This window comes from Vibrio comitans, assembly GCA_024346835.1.
GTDB lineage: Bacteria > Pseudomonadota > Gammaproteobacteria > Enterobacterales > Vibrionaceae > Vibrio > Vibrio comitans.
This window is the reverse complement of the sequence record AP024866.1, coordinates 2,903,546-2,928,841: the sequence shown is the minus strand read 5'-3', so window position 1 is coordinate 2,928,841 and position 25,296 is coordinate 2,903,546. Positions and strand designations below refer to the sequence as shown.

23 protein-coding genes are annotated in these 25,296 nt (G+C 44.7%); 12 read left to right on the top strand and 11 right to left on the bottom strand.

The genetic code is table 11. The features are described 5' to 3' along the window. Positions 1 to 30: 30 nt before the first annotated feature. The 5 genes from OCU46_RS13485 to OCU46_RS13465 all read left to right on the top strand — a co-directional run bounded on the left by OCU46_RS13485 (position 31) and on the right by OCU46_RS13465 (position 5,945). A complete protein-coding gene (locus OCU46_RS13485) occupies positions 31 to 1,584 on the top strand; it encodes an ABC transporter substrate-binding protein (protein WP_141271683.1) in 1,554 nt (517 codons plus the stop codon). A 177-nt stretch (positions 1,585 to 1,761) separates the two neighbouring features. Next, complete coding sequence (locus OCU46_RS13480) at positions 1,762 to 2,739, top strand: ABC transporter permease (protein WP_141271684.1); 978 nt, start codon at positions 1,762 to 1,764, stop codon at positions 2,737 to 2,739. A 2-nt stretch (positions 2,740 to 2,741) separates the two neighbouring features. Continuing rightward, a complete protein-coding gene (locus OCU46_RS13475; protein WP_141271685.1) occupies positions 2,742 to 3,680 on the top strand; it encodes an ABC transporter permease in 939 nt (312 codons plus the stop codon). A gap of 136 nt (positions 3,681 to 3,816) precedes the next feature. Continuing rightward, positions 3,817 to 5,322: an aryl-sulfate sulfotransferase gene (locus OCU46_RS13470; protein WP_167495396.1), complete on the top strand. Its 1,506-nt coding sequence runs from the start codon at positions 3,817 to 3,819 to the stop codon at positions 5,320 to 5,322. 242 nt (positions 5,323 to 5,564) lie between these two features. Next, a complete protein-coding gene (locus OCU46_RS13465) occupies positions 5,565 to 5,945 on the top strand; it encodes a hypothetical protein (RefSeq protein WP_337972448.1) in 381 nt (126 codons plus the stop codon). Between the two features lie 47 nt (positions 5,946 to 5,992). Here the strand turns inward: OCU46_RS13465 and gorA are convergent, their stop codons facing one another. Together gorA and OCU46_RS13455 are read right to left on the bottom strand one after the other, a co-directional pair. Then, complete coding sequence (gene gorA, locus OCU46_RS13460; protein ID WP_141271688.1) at positions 5,993 to 7,348, bottom strand: glutathione-disulfide reductase; 1,356 nt, start codon at positions 7,346 to 7,348, stop codon at positions 5,993 to 5,995. A gap of 47 nt (positions 7,349 to 7,395) precedes the next feature. Beyond that, positions 7,396 to 8,235, bottom strand: a complete 840-nt coding sequence (locus tag OCU46_RS13455) for a 23S rRNA (adenine(2030)-N(6))-methyltransferase RlmJ (RefSeq protein ID WP_141271689.1) — start codon at positions 8,233 to 8,235, stop codon at positions 7,396 to 7,398. A gap of 116 nt (positions 8,236 to 8,351) precedes the next feature. Here OCU46_RS13455 and prlC point away from each other — a divergent pair, with 116 nt between their 5' ends. Beyond that, the gene (gene prlC / locus OCU46_RS13450; RefSeq protein ID WP_141271690.1) at positions 8,352 to 10,394 is read left to right on the top strand and encodes an oligopeptidase A; all 2,043 of its coding nucleotides are present in this window, start codon (positions 8,352 to 8,354) and stop codon (positions 10,392 to 10,394) included. A gap of 46 nt (positions 10,395 to 10,440) precedes the next feature. Here prlC and asnC read toward each other — a convergent pair whose 3' ends face one another. Further along, positions 10,441 to 10,902, bottom strand: a complete 462-nt coding sequence (gene asnC / locus OCU46_RS13445) for a transcriptional regulator AsnC (protein WP_102334648.1) — start codon at positions 10,900 to 10,902, stop codon at positions 10,441 to 10,443. Between the two features lie 87 nt (positions 10,903 to 10,989). Here asnC and OCU46_RS13440 point away from each other — a divergent pair, with 87 nt between their 5' ends. Both OCU46_RS13440 and OCU46_RS13435 read left to right on the top strand, forming a co-directional pair. Next, a complete protein-coding gene (locus OCU46_RS13440) occupies positions 10,990 to 11,772 on the top strand; it encodes a class I SAM-dependent methyltransferase (protein ID WP_371858841.1) in 783 nt (260 codons plus the stop codon). A gap of 93 nt (positions 11,773 to 11,865) precedes the next feature. After that, complete coding sequence (locus OCU46_RS13435; protein ID WP_244311415.1) at positions 11,866 to 12,429, top strand: hypothetical protein; 564 nt, start codon at positions 11,866 to 11,868, stop codon at positions 12,427 to 12,429. A gap of 19 nt (positions 12,430 to 12,448) precedes the next feature. On the opposite strand, the gene OCU46_RS13430 is transcribed toward OCU46_RS13435, so the two are convergent. Then, entirely contained in the window at positions 12,449 to 12,874 is a 426-nt protein-coding gene (locus OCU46_RS13430) for a universal stress protein (RefSeq protein WP_141271692.1), read from the bottom strand. Between the two features lie 214 nt (positions 12,875 to 13,088). On the opposite strand from OCU46_RS13430, the gene ftnA reads away from it, so the two are divergent. From ftnA to OCU46_RS13415, 3 genes are all read left to right on the top strand, one after another. Then, a complete protein-coding gene (gene ftnA / locus OCU46_RS13425; protein WP_141271693.1) occupies positions 13,089 to 13,616 on the top strand; it encodes a non-heme ferritin in 528 nt (175 codons plus the stop codon). A 77-nt stretch (positions 13,617 to 13,693) separates the two neighbouring features. Then, positions 13,694 to 14,017 carry a universal stress protein UspB gene (gene uspB / locus OCU46_RS13420; protein WP_017029319.1) on the top strand — a complete coding sequence of 108 codons (324 nt, stop codon included), beginning with the start codon at positions 13,694 to 13,696 and terminating at the stop codon, positions 14,015 to 14,017. Positions 14,018 to 14,126: 109 nt separating this feature from the next. After that, positions 14,127 to 15,314, top strand: a complete 1,188-nt coding sequence (locus OCU46_RS13415; protein WP_141271694.1) for a BaiN/RdsA family NAD(P)/FAD-dependent oxidoreductase — start codon at positions 14,127 to 14,129, stop codon at positions 15,312 to 15,314. Positions 15,315 to 15,343: 29 nt separating this feature from the next. Here the strand turns inward: OCU46_RS13415 and OCU46_RS13410 are convergent, their stop codons facing one another. After that, positions 15,344 to 15,682: a hypothetical protein gene (locus OCU46_RS13410; protein WP_141271695.1), complete on the bottom strand. Its 339-nt coding sequence runs from the start codon at positions 15,680 to 15,682 to the stop codon at positions 15,344 to 15,346. A gap of 225 nt (positions 15,683 to 15,907) precedes the next feature. On the opposite strand from OCU46_RS13410, the gene OCU46_RS13405 reads away from it, so the two are divergent. Next, the gene (locus OCU46_RS13405; RefSeq protein WP_141271696.1) at positions 15,908 to 16,675 is read left to right on the top strand and encodes an amino acid ABC transporter substrate-binding protein; all 768 of its coding nucleotides are present in this window, start codon (positions 15,908 to 15,910) and stop codon (positions 16,673 to 16,675) included. Between the two features lie 72 nt (positions 16,676 to 16,747). On the opposite strand, the gene OCU46_RS13400 is transcribed toward OCU46_RS13405, so the two are convergent. The 6 genes from OCU46_RS13400 to OCU46_RS13375 form a co-directional block, all read right to left on the bottom strand. Next, complete coding sequence (locus OCU46_RS13400; protein WP_141271697.1) at positions 16,748 to 20,188, bottom strand: hypothetical protein; 3,441 nt, start codon at positions 20,186 to 20,188, stop codon at positions 16,748 to 16,750. A 104-nt stretch (positions 20,189 to 20,292) separates the two neighbouring features. Then, on the bottom strand, positions 20,293 to 21,297 hold the full coding sequence (locus tag OCU46_RS13395) for a LacI family DNA-binding transcriptional regulator (RefSeq protein ID WP_141271698.1): 1,005 nt from the start codon (positions 21,295 to 21,297) through the stop codon (positions 20,293 to 20,295). Positions 21,298 to 21,341: 44 nt separating this feature from the next. Continuing rightward, positions 21,342 to 22,325, bottom strand: a complete 984-nt coding sequence (locus OCU46_RS13390) for an ABC transporter ATP-binding protein (RefSeq protein WP_141271699.1) — start codon at positions 22,323 to 22,325, stop codon at positions 21,342 to 21,344. A gap of 21 nt (positions 22,326 to 22,346) precedes the next feature. Next, on the bottom strand, positions 22,347 to 23,306 hold the full coding sequence (locus OCU46_RS13385) for an ABC transporter ATP-binding protein (RefSeq protein WP_141271700.1): 960 nt from the start codon (positions 23,304 to 23,306) through the stop codon (positions 22,347 to 22,349). Then, positions 23,303 to 24,286, bottom strand: a complete 984-nt coding sequence (locus OCU46_RS13380) for an ABC transporter permease (RefSeq protein WP_141271701.1) — start codon at positions 24,284 to 24,286, stop codon at positions 23,303 to 23,305. The genes OCU46_RS13385 and OCU46_RS13380 overlap by 4 nt, the downstream gene beginning before the upstream one ends. Before the next feature lie 9 nt (positions 24,287 to 24,295). Further along, a complete protein-coding gene (locus OCU46_RS13375) occupies positions 24,296 to 25,270 on the bottom strand; it encodes an ABC transporter permease (protein ID WP_141271702.1) in 975 nt (324 codons plus the stop codon). Positions 25,271 to 25,296: the final 26 nt, after the last annotated feature.

The window sequence follows — 25,296 nt, the reverse complement described above, 5'->3', positions numbered from 1 at the left end:
GGATTCCATCCCGCATGAAGGAGATATGCAATGAAAACCATTAAGACCAAATTGGCTGTAGCACTTGCAGCCGCTGGCCTTGCTTTTGGCGCTGCCGCTGCCGACATCAAAGTTGCTTACGATGCTGACCCAGTATCTCTAGATCCACAAGAGCAACTATCTGGTGGTACGCTTCAATTGTCGCACATGGTATTCGATCCATTGGTACGTTATAAGCAGGATCTGTCGTTTGAACCTCGCTTAGCAACTAAGTGGGAGCGTGTTAACGATACAACAATGCGTTTCACACTACGCCAAGGCGTTAAATTCCACTCAGGTAACACATTAACTGCTGACGATGTAGTTTGGACTTTCGACCGTTTGAAAGATTCTCCAGACTTCAAAGCAATCTTCGCACCGTTTGACAAGGTTGTTAAAGTTGACGATTACACATTTGACCTTGTATCCAAAGGCGCTTTCCCGCTAGTTCTACAAACGGCGACTTACATTTTCCCAATGGATAGCAAGTTCTACACTGGTACAACTGAAGACGGTAAAGATAAGTCTGAGATCGTGAAGCACGGTAACTCTTTTGCTTCTACTAACGTTTCAGGTACGGGTCCATTCATCGTTACTGCTCGCGAGCAAGGCGTGAAGGTAGACTTCAAACGCTTCGACGGCTACTGGGATACAGAGTCAAAGGGTAATGTTGAAAACCTAACTCTAGTGCCAATCAAAGAAGACGCAACGCGTGTTGCAGCTCTACTTTCTGGTGGCGTAGACATGATCGCTCCAGTTTCTCCTAACGACCATCAGCGTGTTGAGTCAGCGAAAGATGTTGATCTAGTTACTCTTCCTGGTACGCGTTTAATTTCGTTCCAAATGAACCAAGAGAGCAACCCTGCACTTAAAGACGTTCGTGTTCGTCAAGCTATCGTATACGCAATCAATAACGACGGCATCGCACAGAAAATCATGAAAGGCTTTGCAACTACTGCAGGTCAGCAAGGTCCTGAAGGTTACGCGGGCTATGACGCAGACCTGAAGCCTCGTTACGATCTGAAGAAAGCGAAAGAGCTAATGAAAGAAGCAGGCTACGAAGATGGCTTCTCTCTAACTATGATCGCACCAAACAACCGTTACGTGAACGATGCGAAAATCGCTCAAGCAGCGGCGGCAATGCTAGCTAAAATCGGCATTCGTGTTGACCTGAAGACTATGCCTAAAGCGCAATACTGGCCTGAGTTTGATAAGTGTGCTGCAGACATGCTAATGATTGGCTGGCACGCAGATACTGAAGATTCAGCGAACTTCTCTGAATTCCTGACTATGACTCGTAACGAAGAGACAGGTAAAGGTCAGTACAACTGTGGTCACTATTCTAACCCAGAAATGGACAAGCTAGTTGAAGCGGCTAACGTAGAAACTGATCCAGCGAAACGTGCACAAATGCTGCAACAAGTAGAGAAGACTCTTTACGATGATGCTGCATACGTACCTCTACACTGGCAGAACCTAGCGTGGGGCGCAAAGTCTAACGTTGAGATCAAACCAATCGTAAACGCAATGAACTTCCCTTACTTTGGCGACCTAGTTGTTAAGTAAGAAGTAGCAATACGAATAAAGGCACCCATTAGAAATAATCGGTGTGCCTCTGTTGCCCACGAGCAACGCTTTTAAAAGCGCAGTAATGCGGTTTTCGGTGCCTGGCCTTGTTTCAGTCGGGTCAGGTACCATTTTTAAGGCTGAAAAGTTGATAGATTGGAAGAAAGGGGCAAAGGAATGTTTTCGTTTCTAGTCAAGCGCCTATATCAGGCACTGGTAGTGATGTTTGTGATCAGTTTGGTGGCGTTTGCTATCCAAGATAATCTTGGTGATCCCTTACGTGAATTAGTCGGTCAGTCAGTATCTGAAGCGGAGCGTCAGGCGCTGCGTGATGATCTAGGTCTGAATGACCCGTTTGTAACTAAATATACTCGTTTTATCACTGCAGCAGTGCAGGGTGATTTAGGTACATCATATTTCTTTAAGCGTCCAGCTGTGGACGTTATCTTGGACAAGCTGGTTGCGACCTTAGAGCTCGTATTTGGTGCCACACTAATTATTGTCGTGTTGTCGATTCCGCTTGGCGTTTATTCCGCTATAAATCCTAAAAGTTTCTTTACCAAGGTCGTCATGGCGATGAGCTCGGTGGGTATTTCTATACCTGTATTCCTAACAGCAATCATGCTGATGTACATATTCTCTATCACCTTAGGGTGGCTGCCTTCCTATGGGCGGGGCGATACTGCAAATGTACTCGGATGGGAGTCTGGCTTCTTTACTAAAGATGGCCTGCAGCACTTGATACTGCCATGTATTTCCTTGGCTTCTATCATGCTTCCACTGTTCATCCGTCTGGTGCGCTCTGAAATGCTAGAAGTGCTTGGTTCGGAATACATCAAATTTGGTAAGGCAAAAGGCCTACCACTGAAGAAAATTCATTATCAACACGCACTGAAAAATACCCTTTTACCGGTATTGACGGTAGGTGGTGTACAGATTGGTACTATGGTGGCCTACACCATTCTTACCGAGACTGTATTCCAATGGCCAGGTACAGGATTTTTGTTCCTTGAGGCAATCAACCGTGTAGATACACCGCTGATCACTGCTTACGTTATCTTCGTAGGTCTGATTTTCGTGGTCACTAACACCATTGTTGACTTGCTATACGGCTTAATTAACCCAACCGTAAACATTACTGGTAAAGGAGCATAATCATGGAACAGACAACACAAGCTCCGGGCCGTTGGGAGCGTTTTAAAAACTCGGATATCGTTTATTATTTCCTGCGCGACAAAGTAGCTATGTTCAGTGCTTTCGTCTTCGCGTGCTTCTTGGTCTCTGCACTGGCAGCACCGATCATTGCGCCGTCAGACCCTTATGATTTGATGTCTATCGATATCATGGATGCTGAGCTTCCTCCGTCATGGATGGAGGGTGGTGAGTCCAACTTTGTATTGGGTACTGATGAGCAAGGTCGTGATATCTTCTCAACTATCTTGTACGGCTCTCGACTGTCACTCACCATTGGTTTCCTAGCAGTAGGCTTACAGTTAATTCTGGGTATCGTAATTGGTCTATCAGCGGGTTACTTCGGTGGTCGTATTGATAGCTTCTTGATGCGCTTTGCGGATATTCAGCTTTCGTTCTCAACCATGATGGTAGCAATCATCGTATCCGCTATCTTTAAAGCAAGCTTTGGTAGTGCCTTCTATAGCGAATATGCGGTAGTCATGCTGGTGGTTATCATTGGTGTTGCTGAATGGCCACAGTATGCGCGTACCATTCGTGCATCAGTGTTGGCTGAGAAGAAGAAAGAATACGTAGAAGCAGCACGTGTGATGGGCTTTAAAGCGCCTCGCATCATGTTCCGTCACATTCTTCCTAACTGTCTGTCACCTATTTTGGTTATCTCAACGGTACAGATTGCTAATGCAATCATGTCTGAGGCGGCGCTGTCGTTCCTTGGTTTAGGTCTACCTGTTGACCAACCCTCACTAGGCGCATTGATTAGTACTGGCTTTAACTACATCTTCTCGGGTGCATGGTGGATTACAGCCTTCCCAGGTATCGTTCTTGTTACCTTAGTATTGGTTATCAACCTTTTAGGTGACTGGCTACGTGATGTATTTAACCCGAAATTATATAAGGGTTAACACCAAGTCTGTTTTTTTGACTCAAAAAGCTACTTCGGTAGCTTTTTTTTGTTTTTAGATGTTTGTGAAGAGATACATGTGTTGATATTTTGTTATCATGTAAGGGTTATGTTTGTTGCGTGACATGGAGGTCACAGTGAGTATAAAAAGTGGTTTTGTTTTGATTTTGTGTGGGTTGTTTGTTGGTTGTAATGATAGTGATAATCAAGTCCAATCTATAGCGGATACTGTTCGTGAACAGCTGAAAATAACAGAAATAGACGAAGCATCCTCCGTTTTTATTTCATCTCTTCAAGTTGATATCCCTACAGCCCAAGTATCTTCGATAAAGTTTGAGGTTCAACCTAGGCAGGGTTCTGTAACCGAACCGATATCTGTAACTTATGATTTGGATTCAACTGACTACAGTGATCTGGGATTGAAGTTGCCGATATGGGGTATGTATGAAAACGCCCTGAATACCATTGATGTTGAAATATCGTTCACAGATAACTCTTTTTTAAGTGAGTCGTTACAAGTTCAAACTGGGGAATATATCGATACAAACAACATATTTAATAAAATTTTGGTCAATCAAGAACTCAATCGAGAAGACGTAACTTACAGTTACTTTTATCTAGAAAACAGGACAGACCAGGGTCCAGTGATTATGGATATTGAAGGAAACATTAGGTGGGTAGGTAATACTGAGTTATACAAAGATCCTGACCCAAATTATTTGACGGCTCTATTCGATTCTGATCGTTTTGTTATTCATAGCGGTGAAAGTTTAGTCACTCTGTTTTTGGATGGTAGAGTAAAGGAAACGGATATTGTAGCCGAAAATCTTGAAGCTATAAGCCCTCATCATGAAATTACTTGGGGGAAAGAGGGTTACCTGCTAAATATAAACGCGACAAAGAACAGTGTTTATATTATCGAAGCCATCTTAATTGAGGTTGATGAAAATGGTGTACTAATAAATGAGTGGGATTTTGGTGAAATAATAAGTAATTTTATGCTGGAGAATGGTGATGATCCATCGAGCTTCGTCCGTGATGGGATAGACTGGTTTCACATGAACTCGGCAATTTATGACCCAAGTGATAATTCAATAATTGCTTCTAGTAGAGAAAACTTTGTTATTAAAGTGGATTACGACACGAAAGAGATTATTTGGATTTTAGGTGATGAAACAAAGTACTGGGCAACATTTCCTTCTTTACTAGCATTGTCTCTGTTTTCTAGTGACATCAAGCCAATGGGTGAGCATGCTTTGTCTCTTGTCGATGATACTTTAATGCTCTTTAACAATGGTCAAGCTAGCTTTAATCAGCCGGACTCGGCGCCTGTAGGTGATAAACTTTCATCAAGCTTGGGGATGAAGTGGGTGATAGACGAATCAACTATGTCTGCGGATGTAGTTTGGCAATATGATGGTGGTATCTACAGTGATATTTGCTCAAGCATATACGAGCAAGATGGAGCATACTTAGTCACATACTCGGCAGTTGATCGGACAAATGCAGATTTAAGTAGAGCTATTATTAGAGGTGTAAGCGATGATAAAAGCACTCTCTTCGAGTATGAACATTCTAATAACGGCTCAGCATGTGTGACCTGGAACAGTGACATCATTGAAACACTAGGTTTAACATTATAACAATTTTGTGTAATCCGAAAATCTACAAGAGTTTATTAAAGTCGCTTCGAGCAAGTCCTGAACGCCTGATGAGATTTCATCAGGCGTTTTTTTTATTGTCTTAGAACAAGGTCATACGCAACAGAGTGCTAATTATTGGCGAATAACTCAACACTCAACTAGTCTTTCGAAGTGACTATTTTTAATATAATTAGAGGGTTATAAGCAAAATGAAGCTAATAAAGTTACCCCTAGTATTTTCAATGTTTGTTTGGCTATTTGCTTCCGTTAATGCTCAGGGTGGCAACTTCTTGTGTTCGGCGACCCAAGAGTCTTTTGATAAACCAGCCCTGTTGGGAGAAGAGTGTCCGATAGGCGTTTCTTTGTGGGGAAAAACAAAACCACAATATGATAAATCGACTTTTTGGATACAGTGTGGTTTTTTCCCAGAAGAGCTCACCATAGATCAAGTGAATGTAATTTATCCCAATGTGTCGGCTTCTATCTGGAATAAAGCTGAGTCAAAAGGGCGACGCTGTTTGATTGGACCTTATGACGACTTCGAACAGGTAAACCTTGAAGTTACGCAGCTTCGGACCGTGACCGGTTTTGAAAAATCTTTTATTCGTGAAGTTGAGAAATAAAAAAAGGATGGCATAGCCATCCTTTTTCACCTTGCTGCGAACAGCAATTATCTCATGGTAACGAACTCTTCTGAGCCCGTAGGGTGGATAGCTACGACAGAATCGAAATCTGCCTTAGTTGCGCCCATTTTCATTGCTACAGCAAAGCCTTGAATCATCTCATCAACGGTGAAACCGATGCCGTGAAGACCAACGACTTTCTCGTTGTCGCCCGCACATACAAGCTTCATTTTGCATGGCTGGCGGTGCTTGGTTACTGCCGTGTACATAGCGGTAAAGCCAGAGGTATAAACCTTCACCTTGTCTTCGCCGTACTGCTCAATAGCTTGTTGCTCAGTCAGACCAATAGTACCAATTGGTGGGTGGCTGAAGACTACGGTTGGAACTAGGTCGTAGTCCATTTTTGCGTCGGTCTTGTTGTTAAATAGACGCTCAGATAGTTGACGACCCGCTTTAACCGCAACAGGCGTTAGCTCAATGCCACCTTCCATGATGTCACCAACACAGTAGATGCCTTTCACGTTAGTTGCTTGGTACTCATCAACCTTGATGTAGCCACGGTCGTTGGTTGCAACGCCAGTGTTGCTTAGGTTGATAGCATCCGTCGCTGGGTGGCGACCGATAGCCCAGATTAGCTCGTCCACATTGTGGGTGTTGCCGTTCTCTAGGTGCAGGGTTAGGCTGCCATCTGCTTCTTTTACCACTTCTTTTGGTACAGAGTGAGTATGTAGCGTAGGGCCTTCTGCGGCCATTACCTCGGTAAGCGTTTCGATGATCATAGGATCGAAACTACGTAGAGGAGACTCTTTGCGTACAAACAGATCCGTTTGCGTGCCGAGAGCGCTCAGTACGCCTGCGATTTCAACGGCAATGTAGCCTGCGCCAACTACGGCAACGCGCTTAGGCTGTGCTTCTAGGTCGAAGAAACCATTAGAGTCGATACCATACTCAGCACCAGGGATGTTAGGGATAGTTGGACGACCACCCACGGCAATTAGAATGTGATCAGCGGTGTACTGCTCGCCATCAACTTCAACCGTCTTCTCGTCAACAAATTTTGCAAAACCCTTGATAACATTAACTTTGTTGTTACCTAGAACACGGTCATATGATTGGTGGATACGACCAATGTAAGCTTGGCGATTTTCTACAAGCTTTGACCATTGAAAGTCTTTCAGGTCTACATCAAAGCCATAGTCTTCTGCGTAAAGGTTAATGGCTTCAGCAACTTGCGCGCCATGCCACATAACTTTTTTTGGCACACAGCCAACGTTTACACAGGTGCCACCAAGGTCTTTTGCTTCGATAAGAGCGACCTTCGCGCCATACATAGCAGCACGGTTTGCCGATGCAATACCGCCACTACCGCCACCAATACAGATGTAGTCAAAATGAGTTGCCATTGAGTTCTCCAAAATCCTTGTAGTCTTTTTAGTTATATTGGGTGAATTTATTCGGGTACAACCCATTCAACCTTAAAATGTCCTGTTGCGGGTGCAATCGCTTGTTGCAATACCGGCAAGATGGCTTGCATCTGGCTTTCAAGCTTCCAGGGCGGATTGACAACGATCATACCAGACGCTGTCATGCCTCTTTCGTTGGTATCTGGTGATACACCCATTTCGATTTGTAATATTTTGCGAATGCCAAGGCCTTGTAAGCCCTTCAACATATCGTCGATATCGTAGCGATTGACTACAGGGTACCAGATTGCGTAAATACCTGTTGCCCAACGCTTATAACTTTGTGCGATAGCTTGTACAACATCGCGATATTCTTTTGCGAGCTCGTACGGAGGATCGATAAGTACTAAGCCACGACGCTCTTTTGGCGGTAAGCTACCCTTTAAGCGAGCGAAGCCATCTTCTTTAAAAATCTTAACTTGGCGGTCGCGGTGGAATTCTTGCTCTAGCAGCGGAAAGTCGCTCGGGTGCAATTCGGTTAGCACCATGCGATCACCACGGCGAAGCTGAGCTCGAGCAACACGCGGAGAACCAGGGTAGTATCTCAGCTCATCACCTTCATTGAGGGTGCGAATTGAATCAAGGTAGCTTTCTAGTTCATCAGGCAAGTCGGCTTGTTGCCAAAGCTTAGCGATGCCTTGTTTATATTCACCTGTTTTTTCTGACCACTCATGGGTTAGATCGTAGCGGCCAACACCTGAATGGGTGTCGTGATAGACAAAAGGCTTGTCTTTCTGCTTTAAGGCGTCAAGTATAAGACTTTGTACGATGTGTTTAACCACATCTGCATGATTTCCAGCATGAAAACTGTGACGGTAGCTGAGCAAGGTGACTCCCCAAGTGAGTATGTGATGGGACTAATCCACATTATACTCGACTATTGAAAATTGCATAAGTCGTCACTATGTAAACTCTTATAAGACGAAAATAAAAGGGACCCTCTATGTCTAACCCGCTTCTCAATATTACGGATTTACCGCATTTCTCCGAGATTAAGCCAGAGCACGTTAAACCTGCTGTGGAAAAGGCAATTGCGGATTGCCGACACCAGGTAGACGAAGTTCTTAAAGACAACGATAACCCAAGTTGGGAAAACGTCTGCATGCCATTGGATGAGGTGGACTCGGTTCTTTCACGCCTTTGGTCACCAGTGAGTCATTTGAACTCAGTAGCAAACAGCGAGGAGCTTCGTGAAGCTTACGAGAGCTGCTTGCCGCTTTTATCTGAGTACGGCACATGGCTAGGCCAGCACAAGGGTCTTTATGAGGCTTACAAAGCGATCAAGGCAGACTCAAGCTTTGAAGGACTAAGCCAAGCTAAGAAGAAAACCATTAAAGATGCATTGCGCGACTTTGAGCTGTCGGGCATCGGTCTTCCTGCTGATGAGCAACATCGCTACGGTGAGATCAGTAAGCGTCTATCTGAGTTAGGCTCTAAGTTTTCTAACAATGTACTTGATGCCACTATGGGGTGGAGTAAGCACATTGAAGACGTAAACGAGCTTGCTGGTATGCCAGAGTCGGCATTGGAAGCAGCAAAAGCGGCAGCACAAGCAAAAGAGCTTGAAGGCTACCTACTTACACTCGATATCCCTTCTTACGTTCCAGTATTAACTTATTGCGACAATCAAGAACTGCGTAAAGAGATGTACGAGTCTTACAATACTCGCGCATCAGATCGTGGACCTAATGCAGGTAAGTGGGACAACACCGAAATTATTGCTGAGCAGTTAAAGCTGCGCCACGAGATCGCTCGTATGCTAGGTTTCTCAACCTATAGTGAACGCTCACTTGCCACTAAAATGGCAGAGACGACCGATCAGGTACTTGGATTCTTGAATGATCTTGCTAGCAAGGCTAAGCCTCAAGGTGAGAAAGAAGTAGAAGAACTGCGCCAATTTGCCGAAAAAGAATTTGGTGTTACAGAACTAAATCTTTGGGATATCGCCTACTACAGCGAAAAACAAAAGCAAAACCTGTTCAGTATTTCAGATGAAGACCTGCGCCCTTACTTCCCAGAAAATAAAGTCGTCTCAGGCCTGTTTGAGGTATTAGAGCGTGTGTTTGGAATGCAAGTTAAAGAACGACAAGGCGTGGACGTTTGGCACGAATCGGTGCGCTTCTTTGATATTCTGACCAAAGAGGGTGAGCTGCGAGGCAGTTTCTACTTAGACCTATATGCCCGTGAGCATAAGCGCGGTGGTGCTTGGATGGATGAGTGTCGCGTGCGTCGCACAACATCATCAGGTGAACTGCAAACCCCTGTCGCCTACCTTACTTGTAACTTTAACAAGCCTATAGGGGATAAACCTGCACTGTTTACCCACAACGAAGTGACGACGCTATTCCATGAGTTTGGCCACGGCATTCACCACATGCTAACTCAGATTGATATTTCGTCTGTGTCTGGCATCAATGGCGTGCCATGGGATGCGGTTGAGCTGCCAAGTCAGTTCCTAGAGAACTGGTGCTGGGAAGAAGAGGCGCTGTCGTTTATCTCTGGTCACTATGAAACGGGTGAGCCCCTTCCAAAAGAAATGCTAGATAAGATGCTGGCGGCTAAGAACTTCCAATCGGCGATGTTTATTCTGCGCCAACTTGAGTTTGGATTGTTTGATTTTACTCTACACACTGAGTTTGATCCTGATATTGGCGCGCGAGTGCTTGAAACCTTGGCAGAGGTTAAGCAAAAGGTGGCGGTATTACCAAGCCTAGAGTGGAACCGCTTCTCGCATGCATTTAGTCATATCTTTGCTGGTGGTTACAGTGCGGGCTATTACAGCTACCTGTGGGCAGAAGTGCTGTCTGCAGATGCGTACTCTCGCTTTGAAGATGAAGGCATCTTCAACAAAGAGACAGGACAAAGCTTCCTGAACAACATCTTAGAGATGGGCGGTAGTGAGGAGCCTATGGAGCTATTCAAACGCTTCCGTGGTCGTGAACCTCAAATTGATGCCTTGCTAAGACATGCGGGTATTGAGGCTTAATTTCCTCTAGCTCTTTGTAAGCCATCTCAAATTGAGGTGGCTTTTTTTATGGGTTCACGTTGCGGTTTATTGGGTTTTGTAGCGAGATAAGGGTTTCTGTAGATTGCACCTCGTCAATGGCCTGCAATTTGTTGATCAGCACATGCTGCAACTCTTCAATCGAGCGGCACATGAGTTTAACAAAGATACTATAGGCGCCAGTGGTGTAATAGGCTTCGACAACTTCGTCTAGTGCATTGAGCTTTTCCAACGCGGAGTGGTAGTCCTTAGCCGCATTCAAGTTGATGCCGATAAAACAACATACGTCATAGCCAAGCTTTTTGGTGTTGACGATAACCTCTGTGCCCTCAATGACCTCAGCTGCTCTCATCTTTTCAATTCGAACGTGGATGGTGGCAGGGCTAACATTAAATCGCTTACCCATTTCTGCATAGGGTGTGCGTGCGTCCTCCATCAGCGTTTTTAAGATATCTTTATCAAGTTGGTCGAGCATAGGGCTTTGGTTCATTGGGGTTCCTTAAGAGACACAGAGAACAAGAATGCGGTAAACTAATGGATATCCTAATCGGTCGACAGGCCCCTAAACTTTAGAGAGATGACGTTGCAGATTCAACTTCTAGCGCAGTCCGAAGATAAACAATTACAGATCCAAGCATTAGCGGAGCGCTGGGGCTTGCAACATGATCCTGATAGTCAGTTTGCCTTGCAGTTGGGTGAGCGTCTAGAACTAAAGAAGCTGGATGAGCCAAAGTTAGGGTCAATCTTCGTCGACTTCGCGGGTGGCGCTGTGGCACATCGCCGTAAATTCGGTGGCGGTAAAGGGCAATCTATTGCAAAAGCTGCTGGCCTTAACAAGGGCGCTACACCGTGTGTGCTAGACGCTACTGCTGGTCTTGGTCGTGATGCATTTGTACTGGCCTCTTTAGGTTGTATGGTGCAGATGATAGAGCGTAACCCAGTGGTTGCGGCTCTGCTTGATGATGGCCTATCTAGAGCAAAGCTAGATCCTGAAATCGGAGGTTGGGTTAGCGAGCGCATGTCGCTATTGCATGCTTCGAGCCTAGATGCATTGTCTCAACTAGCTGAGGACAATGCTTTCCAGCGGCCTGATGTCATTTATCTTGACCCTATGTATCCACACCCAGAAAACAAGAAGAAAACTGCACAAATCAAAAAAGAGATGCGCGTGTTTCAAACTTTGGTAGGTCCAGATCAAGATGCTGATGGTCTTCTAGAACCCGCGTTGGAGCTTGCTACTAAGCGAGTGATAGTGAAAAGGCCTGACTATGCCAACTGGCTAAATGAGAAGAAACCGAGCATGGCCATCGAAACCAAGAAAAATCGTTTTGATGTTTATGTCTTGTCTTCAATGACTTAGCAAAAGGTCAAAAATAAAGAGTTGAATTACTGCCGTGAAATCGCTATATGTAAGTAATAATCATTATTAATTGCATTTGGGTGACGAGGCTTTATGACTAAAAAGATGTGCAAATTTAATCGCCGAACGATAGAGGGCAGCTTGGGTGCTATCTACTCTATTGTGGCTGAACCAAAATTTGTGTGTCGCTCTTGCGCTCGCGTAGCGGGTAGTGGGGAAAACCTGTGCAAGCCTAGCCCGATCCCACCTCAAGCCTGTCGTAATAAGATTGCAGGGCCTATTTTAGAGCCAGCCGTTGATGATTGCGTGTTGTTAGCTGAAGCTAAGGCAACCAACACGATTACAGAAATTTCGTCGGCAAAAAATAAATCGGCAAAGAAAAAGTCGATTAAGCCACAAATCGAAGTCGCTGAAAGCGCGGAGCAAGACGCTACTACGGATGAAGGCGTGCAATATCAATTGAGCAATAAGCAACTCAAGAAGCAACTTAGCAAACAGCGTAAAATGTTGAAGAAGCAGGAAAAAATGCACAAGAAGCTGAACAAAATTTTACGCAAAGAGAAAAAGCTCACTAAGAAGAGAAGTAAGCTTGATGCACACCTCAATGAGGTGGTTGAGGCAACCTCTATTCGTGCAGCCTCAAATCACCTTCATTAAATCTAGATCTAAACCACAACTAATCTTGAAGCGGCACGACCAATAGGTCGATAGGCATATCATGGATCATGTGGCGAGTGTTGGAAAGTAACTTGCCCCAGAAGTCATGATGGTGCCCACAGACAACCAAATCAAACCCTCTTTCTTTTATCGCATCTGAGAGTTCCTCTACCAGATCACCACGTCCCACCAGGGTGTTACTTACTGGATAATCGAGTTTGTCACTCAAATCTTGAAGCTTCTGAGTGGAAAGCCTGGTGGTCGCAGTCTGACTATCAACTAAATTAACTTCGATCAGCCCAGTGTAGACTTCGCTATAGTTAACGTCGATATGAATAAAAGAAAGCTCAGCATCAAGAGCTTTGGCAAGCTTGGCTGCTCGATTAGCTAAATACTCACTATGATCCCCTAAGTCTAGGGCAACAACGATATGTTTATAGCTCATGATAGGCTCCTTATTTCGGGCAATAGAGAATGTATCCTTAATTTTATTCTAGCAGGGCGGGACATAATTTTTGCTGAAGTGATCTTAAGTTGAAGTATTCGACTAACAAAAGAAAGAGAATTTTGATTTAGGGCAAAGTCTGTTAATTTAGACACTATAGCCAGGTGGTACATTGGCTGAATGACATTAGAGCTAATAAGAAGAGGAACGTCTTATGCTGTCGCAACAGATGGTTGAAAATTTAAACGCACAAATAAACCTAGAATTTTTCTCATCCAATCTATACTTACAAATGAGTGCTTGGTGTGAAGACAAAGGTTTCGAGGGTGCCGCAGAGTTTATGCGCAAACATGCCACCGAAGAAATGGAGCATATGCAACGCTTATTCACTTATGTGAGTGAGACGGGAGCTATGCCAATTCTAGGTGCAATAGATGCGCCAAAGCATGAATTTGCGAGCCTTGGAGAGGTTTTCCGTGAGACCTACGAGCATGAGTGCATGATCACTGAAAAGATCAATAAGCTTGCTCACGTGGCTTTCACAAGCCAAGACTACTCAACGTTCAATTTCTTACAGTGGTATGTGGCAGAGCAACACGAAGAAGAGAAATTGTTTAAAGGGATTTTAGACAAGCTAGAGTTGGTTGGTGAAAATGGCCAAGCGCTGTTCTTCATTGATAAAGACCTAGCAATGATGGCTAAAGAAGGTTCAACCTCTATCATGGATGTGGCAGCTGAGTAACTTATCCGTACTCGACTAAACAACTGATTCACACTGGTTGTCTTGCCATTTCCTAGAGAGTGTAGGGAGGAATAGAGATGATCAGTGGGGATTTGATTATTTTTGCGCTTATGATCGTAACAGCGGTCAATTGTATGCGTTACATCAGTACATTAAGGGCACTTATCTTTGTGATGCGCGAAGCGCACCCTTTACTCTACCAGCAAGTCGATGGCCGAGGGTTCTTCACTACTCAAGGTAATGTCGTCAAGCAGTTCAGACTTTTCCATTACCTCAAGAGCAAAGAATACTCTCAGCATCATGATCCGGTGTTTGTTGATAAGTGCGACAAGGTTAGAGAGCTTTTCATTCTCAGCTGCGCATTGCTTTTTGTCACTTTAGTGGCCGCTTTCAGCGTTTAATTATTAATCTTGTTTGTATCTCTACCCCGCATCTGGGTAGAATGTGCGCCTTTGTAAGGGTATGCGGTTTTCGCATGCCCTTTTTGTATGAACTCCCGAGATGTAGAAAATGAGTGAACACTTTGATGTCGTGATTATTGGTGCTGGTGCTGCAGGCCTGATGTGTGCCGCTGAAGCAGGCAAGCGAGCTAGGCGAGTACTGGTGGTTGATCATGCTAAAAAACCAGGGCGTAAGATTCTCATCTCAGGCGGCGGTCGTTGCAACTTTAGTAACTACGATGTTTCTCCTTCCAACTTCATCTGTCGTAATCCACATTTTGTGAAGTCGGCATTGTCGCAATACACCAATTGGGACTTCATCTCTATGGTGAGTAAGCACGGCATCGAATTTGAAGAACGCGAGCATGGTCAGCTGTTTTGCGTGGATTCTGCGAAGCAAATTGTAAAGATGCTACTTGATGAGTGTGACTCGCAGTATGTGCAGTTCCAATACCAGGTAGCAGTAAGTAATATCGAGAAAACAGAGTCTGGCTATACACTGCTTGCCAATGGTAAAGCGATCAGCTGTGAATCATTAGTGGTTGCGACTGGTGGGTTATCAATGCCTAAACTTGGGGCGACCCCTTTTGGTTATCAGATTGCCGAACAATTTGGCTTGGATGTGGTTCCAACGACTGCAGGTCTAGTGCCATTCACTCTGCACAAACAAGACAAGCTTGATTTTAGTGAGCTATCAGGTATTGCGATTCCAGCGGAGCTTACCGCGGAAGATGGCACTGTATTCAAAGAAGCGTTGTTGTTTACTCATAGAGGACTCTCTGGACCATCAGTACTGCAGATATCGTCATATTGGCGTGCAGGGCAAAAGGTCACCGTCAACTTAGTGCCTGAGGCTGATGTTGCTGAACTACTGGCGCAGAACCGAGAGAAACATCCAAATCAGTCTCTAAAAAACACTCTATCTAAGGTGCTACCAAAGCGCTTAATTGAGGTGTTGATTGAGCGTAAGCAGTTGGCAGATAAACCTCTAAAGCAGTTGAATCACAAAGAGTATGACCAAGTGATTGATGCACTAGAAGGCTGGCAGATTGTTCCCAATGGAACTGAAGGCTATCGCACTGCGGAAGTTACACTAGGTGGTGTAGATACCAACCATCTTTCGTCTAAAACCATGGAATGTAAAACACATTCGGGCTTGTATTTCATTGGCGAGGTTATGGATGTTACTGGATGGCTTGGAGGCTTTAATTTCTGTTGGTGCTGGAGTTCGGGTTACGTTGCTGGACAGAATGTTTAAGCTTTTCTAAACAACTACGGTTGGCCTATCTAGTAGGCCAACTCTTGATAACGCGTTTGCGCTTTTTGCACTCTCAATCTTCTTTGTTCAACGTGTTGCTTAAGTTCGTTAAGGGCAACACGATTTGCATTTTTTTGCGCAGGGCTAAGGCGTTCAAAATCCGCAGCTTTTTGCATATATTCAGCGTGTAGTCTTTGGTAGCTGCGTTGTGCATTGCGAGCTTCATCTGCCCAATGACTCGTTTCTTTTAGGTATGATTTGATCTCTAGAGTTGCTTTGTCTTCAACGACAACGGGCTTTTTCAGTGCTAAACGAACTGCTAGGCTCATGCTCGATACAGCCAACATTGAATACATAAATAACATCATCGCCAAATACCTCTAACAACCACTTCTTGCGCGGACGTGCATTCTGCCATTGTTCAAAAAATGATCAATAGTTTTGTAGTGCAATCTTACATTTCATTTTTATGCGCTTTTGGCATATGAAAAGGGTTCTTAGATTAAGTCTTTGATACTCCTTATAGATCACATAAGAAAGCGCTTTCTTTTGCAATAATTGAACAAAATAATAATTATTGTTTGGAAACAGAAATGGTTAGTTTTTGGAATGGAAATAAGTCACCTTCTCGACAGGAACATGAGTTTGAGGTGCTGAAACTTGCTTTAGGTACCGCTGAAGTCGCTAATGACTTAACGGATTACCCTGATGCTAAAGATGAAGGTAATATCTTCAATTTGGGTGCGGATGCGCTGGTAACTGTTGCTGGCAATACTAAGTTTGATCAACATACCTTTTTACCCGTTAATCAGCCCTTGTGCATGGGGTTGCTTGGCCATCGAATCCTGATTATTCGTCGTCAAGATATCGCTAAATTTTCGGATATCTCTGAAGATAATTTAAAAGCTTTGAAGGCGGGGATTCCTGCAACTTGGGCTGATGCTGATTTATTTCGTAGCAATGGCTACCAAGTCTTTGAACAGGGCTCTCTAGATACCATCTTTGCTGACCTGCAATTGGGCCTATGCGATTATGTCGCGCTTGGGGCGAATGAGGTGCAGGCGATTTATCATGAATTTGCTGAGCAATTTGAAGGGTTAGTTATTGAGCCATCCATGATGCTTTACTATCCGTTTCCATTGGTTTTCTATGTGCATCCTGAAAAAGAGCAGCTCGCTAGCGAGATAAATAGTGGCTTGCAACGAAGCCGTCGCAGTGGTGCTTTGAGATCATTGTTTGATAAGCATTATGGTGAGACGGTCACGGATATGGATTTGCTATCTCGCAGACAGATTGAGCTCGAAAATCCGTTGCTACCAACCGTTTTTTCTAGTTTTAGTTCGGAGCTATCTTCAAGCTAATAAGCAATTGGATCATAGTAAACTAAAAGGCCTCAGCATTTTGCTGAGGCCTTTGTTTTTCAATGGTAGTTATTAGCTACGAAGAGCTGACTGAGCCACGAGGCAACGCACTTGAGTGACTTTTCCTGAGCGACTAAATAGTTCTTGGCATACTTCGGCTGTTAGGCCGTTGTTTGGCATGGTGACTACTGATCCATCTGCAAAGCATACCTCAACAGAGGTTTCATTTTCAGATGCTACTTGGTACACAAATGGTACTTGGCAGTAGGTGAATGCCAGTTGGCCCACCGCTAGAGGGATCTCTTTGGCTTCGCCTTGAATATCAAGGTAGCTAAAGGTAACCGCTTCATTCAAAAACTCACTGCTGTTAAGTAGTGAAGGGTTTAATTGAATAGCCCCCTCTTTCACTTGAATACCAAGCTCTACAAAACGAGTAATGATTTCTTCTTTTACTTGCCCTGTCATACCCGGCTGCTGAGCACCTGCTTGCTTAGGTGTGTGCGAGTATGGGTCAGTAGGGAAGGCACCATAGTTACTTGCTGTTTTGTTAAAGCCAATACCTTCACGTACGCGGTAGTAGTAGTCAGCAAGGGCTTTGGTCACTTCGCTATCGGCATCTTGTTCTAGCGCAATAGAGTAGTTCTCTTGAACCGCTAATAGTAGTTTGGACACCATGTGCCAATAGATACAACCCAAACCTTCATAACCGAACATGGTACCCGAGCGACCAGTGAAGGCTTTATGGTTGAAGACCTGCTCGTAAAGGGCATTGATCTCTTGCCATTGTGCTTCTGTGGCTTCTGGGTAGTCACATTTGATGCTACTGATTGCGGCATTTAGGTAGTCACGATTTTCAAAACTAGCATTAAAGTGGAAATGGTCGGCCGTGCTTTGTTGAACAAGACGTTTATCGCCTTTTTCTACCATTGAGTTCAGAAGGCTTGAGCCTGCAATTTGCTGTTTGGTGACTTGGTTTTTCTCCATGAATGGCGTCAAGTCACGATCAGGGTAAAGCATAAAGCTCTTCTGGTCTTGGCGATACATTTCGCTAGCGTATAGCTTGTCTAATAACTGCTTGGTTTCTTGAGGCTCGAGTAAACCAGAGCTTAACACCGCTACTTGACCTTCTAGCATTGGATACAACTCTTCTACTGTCACGCTATCTTTTGCGTACGAGATAATGTTGTAAGCGTTGTATAGGCCATCTTCACGAAGGTTGTTGTGAATACTCTTATCTAGAACCGTTAAGCTTACGTTTAGTAGCTTGCTTATCTCTGCGGTATCTACGGTTTCTTTGCTACCAAAGCTGCCTGTAGGATACACAGTGTTGCGATAATCTGCTGCTGCTTGCGCGAGTGAAACAAGAACATCGTATCTTAGTTTAGGAGTCACCTCACCAGCGGTAATAGAGGCTTCAGCGTCCGCTAAAATAGCTTCAATTGCCACCATCCAATCACGTACTTGAGTCGATAGTTGCGTGTATTGAGGTGCTTCAGCAAGCATCTGTTGCATGAAAGAAACATATCGACGCATGTAGTAAAGCGTAACCATAGATAATCCGTTACCCACGATAGCGTTGTTGGCATCGTTCCACTCTGGACGTTGAGTGTTTAGCCAGATACCACCATCAAGCACTAGGTTACTCAGCTTAGAAAGGAGAGGAACCAAGATCTTTTCTAGTAGGTTAACCATGTAAACAGAGTCGTCGCTGTTTAGAACTAACTTGCCATCACTGCCTAGCTCTGCAACTTTACGCTCGATAAGTGATTGCTTCTCATCGTTAAAATTAACCGTGTCTTTCGGGTTTGCAAACAATCCATCTACATCGCAAATTTCATAAGGCACGTTGGCGTAGCTGTACATCTCTGTATTTAGCAGTGCGATCAACTCATCATGCTCAAACTTATCAGCCAACTCTAAGAACTTCAGTAAGTAGATGATCTGATGGTCACCCCAGTAGCCGATGTTGCTCCACTCATCTTCAGGATCAAGAAGTTCCCAATCAATACCATCTTTAGTGATGCGGTAAGGGTTGAAGCCATCAACGGTCGATGCGTTAACGAACTTAGCGATGAATGATTTAATAAAACCAGGGTAGCTAAGAGCCATTGCTTCCCAGTTTTGGAAGATGTCACGCCAGTTACCTTGGTAGGACAGTAGGCGATCGCCATGCTCGTCTTTTAGTTTGATTTCGTAATGGTTCCAAGGGCGACTAGGGTCACCATGGCGACGACCAAATGTTAGTGGTAGGTACTCATAGGCAAGACGAACAAGCTGTTGATCGTCGGTTTGTTTAGCCAAAGAGACTAGCTCTGCATGAGTGAAGCTATCTGCAAGCTCAGCAAAGAAGCCTTGATGTTTTGCTACCACAGCTTGGTTAGCGTTACGCATGGTCTTCACCACGTCTGCTTTATCCAAGGTGTAGTTGTTTTCGATTACGCCACCACGCATGTTGTTGAACAGTACGTTAGCGTAGTGGTGAACAGAGGTGTTTTCTTCAGCAGTTAACTGCCATGCATCGGCGCCAGACATCAAAGACACTAATTCTTTTTGATTGTCTTCGATGCTAGAAAGCACTTGTTTTCGGATGTCGTTAGGCACTGCAATTTGAGCGTTCAGTGCAGTAATGTCGCTATGACTCTTGTCGATGTCAGCGGCGATAATCCAAGAATTTGTCTGGTTGCCTTGTAGCTGAATTGTTTTATGGATTAGGTAGCTACCACGCTGCCCCTTAGTTAGGGTCTCGTCTTGAACGGGCAATCCTTTTCTGAATGCTGCTATTTGCGAGCTGGTCAGTAAGATCTGGCTTGCGTCGTCATCAAGGCTGAAGACGGTAGTTGCAAGTAGCGATTCCGCAGGATCGGCGCGGTCGCTAAGTTTGGCATACATGGTGTACAGGGCTAGAGGAGAACCTTGCTGGCGCTCATTCCATTTGTAAGCATCAACTAAAGCACTTCTTGTTTGCAAGGCACCTAGAGGAGCACCTGGTGGTAATAGGTTTTGCAGGCCATCAAGTAACTCAATCTCACGGTTATCTCCAGAAAGATCGGTTAACTGTGATTGGCGGATAAAGCCAAACTGTTCACTGGTGTTCCAGCTGTATTGGAATTGCAGTTTCAAAGAGTGGTTGATCTCTTCGAATATAATTTTATCGCCAATGCTGTTTTTGTAGAGGTTACGTTCTACTTGATAAAGGCCGTCATGGAAGGTGTTGAACGGTTCCCATAGTGAAACACCTGAGCTAGTTTTCACTTTAAAGATTGATTTTGCGCCGGTATTTTCGGCGCTTTCATGGATGTAATCTACTGACTTATATGGGAATAATGCATTCTCAGGGCGAATGCGACCTGCAGAAAGACTTCCTGTAGAAGAGATGAACAGCCAGTGATCACTTGCAGAAACAACGCTGATAAAAAATGGGTTCATATGATAGACATTGGATATCTTGTAGTAGCGTTCACCATCAAGATTGACGAACTTTCCATCCACGTCTTGTAGAGTATTGTGTTCCATGTTTCAGGCCCTTTTAGAATTTTTGAAAGCGCTTTCTTTTCTACGCTATTGTTTTTATATCGCTATATCTGAGGGATAACCCTCAGATATAGACCCTTTATTCATTAAATAATTGAGTGTACTGAGTTGCGCTTCACCAGCTCGGGGTTGAAGCGTTTTTTAACAGGTAGCTTGCTGCCATTTAGCTGATTTAACAGCATGTTGGTTGCATTGATGCCGATTTCTCTAATGGGATAGTTTACTGTGGTCAGCGTCGGTCGAATGTAGCGACAGTAGGCACTGTTATCAAAACCAATCACGGAAATATCTTTGCCAACAATAAGGTTTCTTCGATCGCATTCGTCATAGATGGCCATTGCGATGTTGTCATTTTGGCAGAGTACAGCGGTAACTTGAGGGTGCTCATCAAGGAGCTGTTGTGCTCGTTGCCTATTCAACTCGCTTTCCGTCTCATAAGTACCGTGATAGACATAGTCCATATTGGGCTCGATACTCGCTTCCTTAATGGCTCTGTGATACCCGATTAATCGCTCTCGACAGTCCATTTTATTCATATCACCAGTAATGATACCGATGTGGCGATGACCTAGTTCAATGAGGTGCTTAGCCGCAAGGTAGCCCCCCAGCTCATTGTCGATATAAAAGCACTGCTCTGATATCTCTTCAATGTGCCTGTTGACTATAACCAGTGGACGGTCTTGCTTGGTCAGCTTGATCAGATCTTCATCTTCCAGTTTGTCGGCATGAACGATAAGTCCATCGACGCGTCTAGAATCAAGAAAGTGCAAAGACTCAGCTTCAACCTTTTTATCCATATGACCGCAGGTTGCAACCAAATGCAGGTTCGCATCGCGAGTCTTTTTTTCTACTTCTTTCATAAGGCTGCCAAAGAAGGAGCCCTCTAAGGCTCCCACCAAAACACCAATACTATTAGAACGATTAGAAGCTAAAGCCTTTGCAATAGAGTTCGGCTGAAATCCTAACTCATTGATTGCTTTGTACACTTTATCTTTGTTCGCCTCTTTCACTGTGCTGTGGTTATTCAAGACACGGGACACCGTGGCTTGAGACACTTTTGCATATTCGGCAACTTCTTTTATCGTAATCATGTTCTAATCTTATCGACCTCAGAATAGAAAATTTTCTGTCTGAATTATTCGTAGTTGTGGCAACGGATAAAGTGATCATCTGCCAGCTGTCTAATTGCTGGGAATGATTTTTCACACTGCTCGCTCGCTTTAGGGCAACGAGGTGCAAAAGGGCATCCAATGCTACTTGGCTTCCAAAGAGGGATTTCACCCTTCTTCGCATCCAATTCACGTCGACCACCACGGCCAGGCTCTGGTACCGCAGATAATAGTAGCTGCGTATACGGGTGCTGAGGAGTTTGTGTCACTTTGTCACTGTTACCCCATTCAACCATGTGTCCTACATACATTACCGCAGTTTTCTCAGCAAAGTAGCGAGCAGTGGCAATATCGTGAGTGATGTACATAAACGAGATGCCGTGCTTGTCTTTTAGGTCCGACATTAGGTTCAAGATACCTAAGCGAACAGACACATCTAGCATTGAGATCGGCTCATCCGCTAGGATCACCTCAGGGTCAACTGCGATGGCACGCGCAATCGCAACACGCTGACGCTGACCACCACTTAATTCGTGTGGGAATTTCTCGGCCGTTTCGACAACTGGAGATAGACCTACTAGCTCAAGCAGTTGATAGACCAAGCTATCAATGTTTTCTTTGCCTACACGATCGTGGATCTGTAATGGGCGAGCAATGTGGTGGTAGATAGAATGCACTGGGTTCAGAGAGCCAAACGGGTCTTGGAAGATCATTTGTACCTGACGAGCGTACTCTAGGCTGCCATTTTCTTTGATGTACTCATCAATTGGCTGACCCTTAAACTCAATGTTGCCACCGGTGGCTTCATAGATACGAGTCAGAACACGAGCACCCGTACTCTTGCCTGAGCCAGATTCACCAACAATAGCCAGAGCTTCACCTTTGCGTAGGTCAAATGACACATCATTTACCGCACGCATGTAAGCGTCTTTTTTCTTGCTGCTGCCGATAGGAAAGTCTTTGATTAGGTTCTTAATCGAAAGAATTACTTCAGGGGTATTAGTTTGCATAGTTTTCCCTTTTCTTCTCTATTACAGCAAGTTACATGCAGCGTGGTGGTGTGGAAGCACTTCAATAAGTTGCGGCTCGGTTTTCATGCAATCAGCAAAACAGTCATTACAACGGTCTTGGAAGTTACAGCCTTGAGGTATCTTAAGCAGGTTAACTGGGTTACCTGGGATACCGTGTAGGCGTGTCTTTGGACCGTGAATGCTTGGGAATGAAGAAACTAAGCCTTTGGTGTACGGGTGAACTGGATCGCGGAATACTTTTTCTGCTTCACCAATTTCAATTAGGTTACCTGCGTACATCACACCAATACGGTCTGCAATCTCACCCATCAAGCTCAAATCGTGGCTGATAAATAGAATTGAGAAACCAAACTTAGTTTTTAGATCGTAAAGTTCATTCAGAATTTCACGTTCTACGACCACATCAAGTGCTGTAGTTGGTTCATCCATAATGATGAGCTTTGGCTCAAGTGCTAGTGCAATCGCGATAACAACACGCTGACGCATGCCACCCGATAATTGGTGTGGAAAGCTTGATAGGCGATCGCCGTGGATACCGACAATTTTCAGCAGTTCAACTGCTTTCTCACGAGCTTCCTTTAGCGTTACTCTTTTGTGCGCCAGAATTACATCTGTAAGCTGTTCGCCAATGGTAATTACGGGGTTAAGTGAGTTCATTGCACTCTGGAATACTACCGAGGTTTCATTCCAACGGAACTCACGCAACGCCTTGTCATTCATCTTTAGAATGTCAGTGCCTTTGTATAGAATCTCGCCTTCAGAGATCAGCGCCGGCGCTTTATGCAGTCGAGCGATAGCAAATGCTAGCGTACTCTTACCACAACCTGATTCACCTGCGATGCCTAAGGTTTCGCCTGGTTTGATTTCTAGGCTGACATTGTTTACTGCGCGTGCCACACCGTTTGGTGACACGTAATCAACACATAGGTTGTTAATTTCTAATAGAGGTTGTTGGTTCATGCTAGGCCTCGACGTTTGTCAGCGTCTTTCTTCATTTTCGCCCATAGCTTCATATGAGCACCAGTTTTCAGTTTCGGGTTACTTACTTGGTCAATCGACATGTTGATTAGAGCTAGTGCACCACCAGTGATCGCTAGAGCAAGAGCTGGAACAATCATTTCCCACCAAGCGCCAGTGTAAAGAGCGGCTGAAGTCTGTGCCCAGTACAACATTGAGCCCCAGCTCACTTCTGTTGCATCACCTAGACCAAGGATACCTAGACCTGCTTCTGCGCCCATTGCATAGATAACCGCACCAAGGAAACCACCGAAAACGATAGACGTTAGGTTTGGTAGAATCTCAACAAGGATGATGCGAATCTTTGACTCACCCATTACCTCTGCTGAGATGATGTATTCTTTGTTTCTTAAAGCCATGGTTTGCGAACGGATAACACGTGCCCCCCATGGCCAGGATGTGAGTCCGAGCAACAAGGTTATGACTAATGAGCTGACCTGTCCGAGGAAGGCGGCGAGTACTATCAACAGCGGTAGCTGAGGGAATACCAAGAACACGTTAGTCACGAAGTTCATCCACTCATCAACTTTGCCACCCATGTAGCCAGAAGTAACGCCAACCGCTACTGCTAGTGTCATTGCGATAATGCCAGCAGACAAAGCCACAGTTAGAGATTTCTTACCACCGTGTAGCACTTGGCTGTACACATCACGACCACTACGGGTTGTCCCAAAGAAGTGCTCTGAGCTAGGCTCTTGGTGTGCGCGAGCTACGCGTCGTTCTGGATCATGTGTTACCAATACTGGCGAGAAAAGCGCACCAGCTAGGATGATAGTAATTAGGAAAGTACCAATAATTGCTGGTGGGTTTCCGTTAAAGAAGTCTTGTAGAGTGCCTTTGAGCTTGCGCAGTGTCGTTGCTAGACCTCGCGCACGACCTGTAGGGAACTCGGACGTATCAATGTGTGCAGTTAACTTTTTCATTATCAAACCTTAATCGTCAATGCGAGGGTCTAGCCAAACGTACAGTAGGTCAGCAATGAAGTTTGCTGCTAGTACTGCTGTAACCAAAATTAGTAGGATTGCTTGAATTAGAGGGTAATCACGAGCGGTGATGCCCTTAAGTAGCATGTTGCCAAGGCCTTGGTAGTTGAATACAACCTCTGTAAGGATGGATCCAGCAAATGAGAAACCAATCGCCATTGCAATCGCTGTTGCTACTGGAAGAATCGCGTTGCGTCCTGCGTAACGGTACATAACACGGAAGCTTGATAGGCCTTTTGCTTCAGCCATGGTCACGTAGTCTTCACCTAGTACGTTGATCATTGCGTTACGCATGTTGAATACCCAAGTTGCGATGCCCACAAGAATCATCGAACCCATTGGGAGTACGGCGTGTTTTGCTACGCTGCTTATGAACTCCCAAGTAAATCCTGGAGTAATCATTGGGTCATAGGTGTAACCCAGAGGGAACATTTCTAGCTGTAGAGCAAAAATGTAGAAAAGTAGTAGTGCTGTAACAACGTATGGGAAGTTACTGATGAATGCTAACACTGGTGGAACGATTTGACCGAATAGGCCTTCACGGCGGTAAGAAGCGTAAGTACCGATGCTAACGCCAATGATTAGAGCAACAATCAGTGAGCCTAGGGCTAGGAACATAGTCCACGGTAGGGACATACCGATCACTTTGGTTACTTCGGTCGGGAACATCAAGACCGATGGGCCAAGGTCTAGAGTGAAAACACTCTTGATGTATGCGATGTATTGTTCGAATAGGCTACCATCAACGAAGCCGTACATTTCTTTTACCGCATCCATCTGGGCCATGTCCATTTTACCGCCCGCAGCCGCAAATAAAGCATCAACTGGACTACCAGGCATAACGCGAGGCAAGAAGAAGTTGAATGTTATTGCGACAAAGAACGCCGTCAAATAGAAGCTAAATCTACGGAGTACAAAATTCATAGGTCTTTCCTGGGAATGGAGGACTA

Excerpts from the sequence above, each read along its gene's own strand:
- OCU46_RS13475 (WP_141271685.1), top strand. The coding sequence starts at position 2,742 with ATGGAACAGACAACACAAGCTCCGGGCCGTTGGGAGCGTTTTAAAAAC.
- OCU46_RS13405 (WP_141271696.1), top strand. The coding sequence starts at position 15,908 with ATGGTTAGTTTTTGGAATGGAAATAAGTCACCTTCTCGACAGGAACAT.
- OCU46_RS13485 (WP_141271683.1), top strand. The coding sequence starts at position 31 with ATGAAAACCATTAAGACCAAATTGGCTGTAGCACTTGCAGCCGCTGGC.
- ftnA (WP_141271693.1), top strand. The coding sequence starts at position 13,089 with ATGCTGTCGCAACAGATGGTTGAAAATTTAAACGCACAAATAAACCTA.
- OCU46_RS13395 (WP_141271698.1), bottom strand. The coding sequence starts at position 21,297 with ATGATTACGATAAAAGAAGTTGCCGAATATGCAAAAGTGTCTCAAGCC.
- OCU46_RS13380 (WP_141271701.1), bottom strand. The coding sequence starts at position 24,286 with ATGAAAAAGTTAACTGCACACATTGATACGTCCGAGTTCCCTACAGGT.
- asnC (WP_102334648.1), bottom strand. The coding sequence starts at position 10,902 with ATGAACCAAAGCCCTATGCTCGACCAACTTGATAAAGATATCTTAAAA.
- prlC (WP_141271690.1), top strand. The coding sequence starts at position 8,352 with ATGTCTAACCCGCTTCTCAATATTACGGATTTACCGCATTTCTCCGAG.
- OCU46_RS13385 (WP_141271700.1), bottom strand. The coding sequence starts at position 23,306 with ATGAACCAACAACCTCTATTAGAAATTAACAACCTATGTGTTGATTAC.
- OCU46_RS13480 (WP_141271684.1), top strand. The coding sequence starts at position 1,762 with ATGTTTTCGTTTCTAGTCAAGCGCCTATATCAGGCACTGGTAGTGATG.
- OCU46_RS13415 (WP_141271694.1), top strand. The coding sequence starts at position 14,127 with ATGAGTGAACACTTTGATGTCGTGATTATTGGTGCTGGTGCTGCAGGC.
- uspB (WP_017029319.1), top strand. The coding sequence starts at position 13,694 with ATGATCAGTGGGGATTTGATTATTTTTGCGCTTATGATCGTAACAGCG.
- gorA (WP_141271688.1), bottom strand. The coding sequence starts at position 7,348 with ATGGCAACTCATTTTGACTACATCTGTATTGGTGGCGGTAGTGGCGGT.
- OCU46_RS13435 (WP_244311415.1), top strand. The coding sequence starts at position 11,866 with ATGACTAAAAAGATGTGCAAATTTAATCGCCGAACGATAGAGGGCAGC.
- OCU46_RS13430 (WP_141271692.1), bottom strand. The coding sequence starts at position 12,874 with ATGAGCTATAAACATATCGTTGTTGCCCTAGACTTAGGGGATCATAGT.
- OCU46_RS13440 (WP_371858841.1), top strand. The coding sequence starts at position 10,990 with ATGACGTTGCAGATTCAACTTCTAGCGCAGTCCGAAGATAAACAATTA.
- OCU46_RS13400 (WP_141271697.1), bottom strand. The coding sequence starts at position 20,188 with ATGGAACACAATACTCTACAAGACGTGGATGGAAAGTTCGTCAATCTT.
- OCU46_RS13465 (WP_337972448.1), top strand. The coding sequence starts at position 5,565 with ATGTTTGTTTGGCTATTTGCTTCCGTTAATGCTCAGGGTGGCAACTTC.
- OCU46_RS13375 (WP_141271702.1), bottom strand. The coding sequence starts at position 25,270 with ATGAATTTTGTACTCCGTAGATTTAGCTTCTATTTGACGGCGTTCTTT.
- OCU46_RS13410 (WP_141271695.1), bottom strand. The coding sequence starts at position 15,682 with ATGATGTTATTTATGTATTCAATGTTGGCTGTATCGAGCATGAGCCTA.
- OCU46_RS13390 (WP_141271699.1), bottom strand. The coding sequence starts at position 22,325 with ATGCAAACTAATACCCCTGAAGTAATTCTTTCGATTAAGAACCTAATC.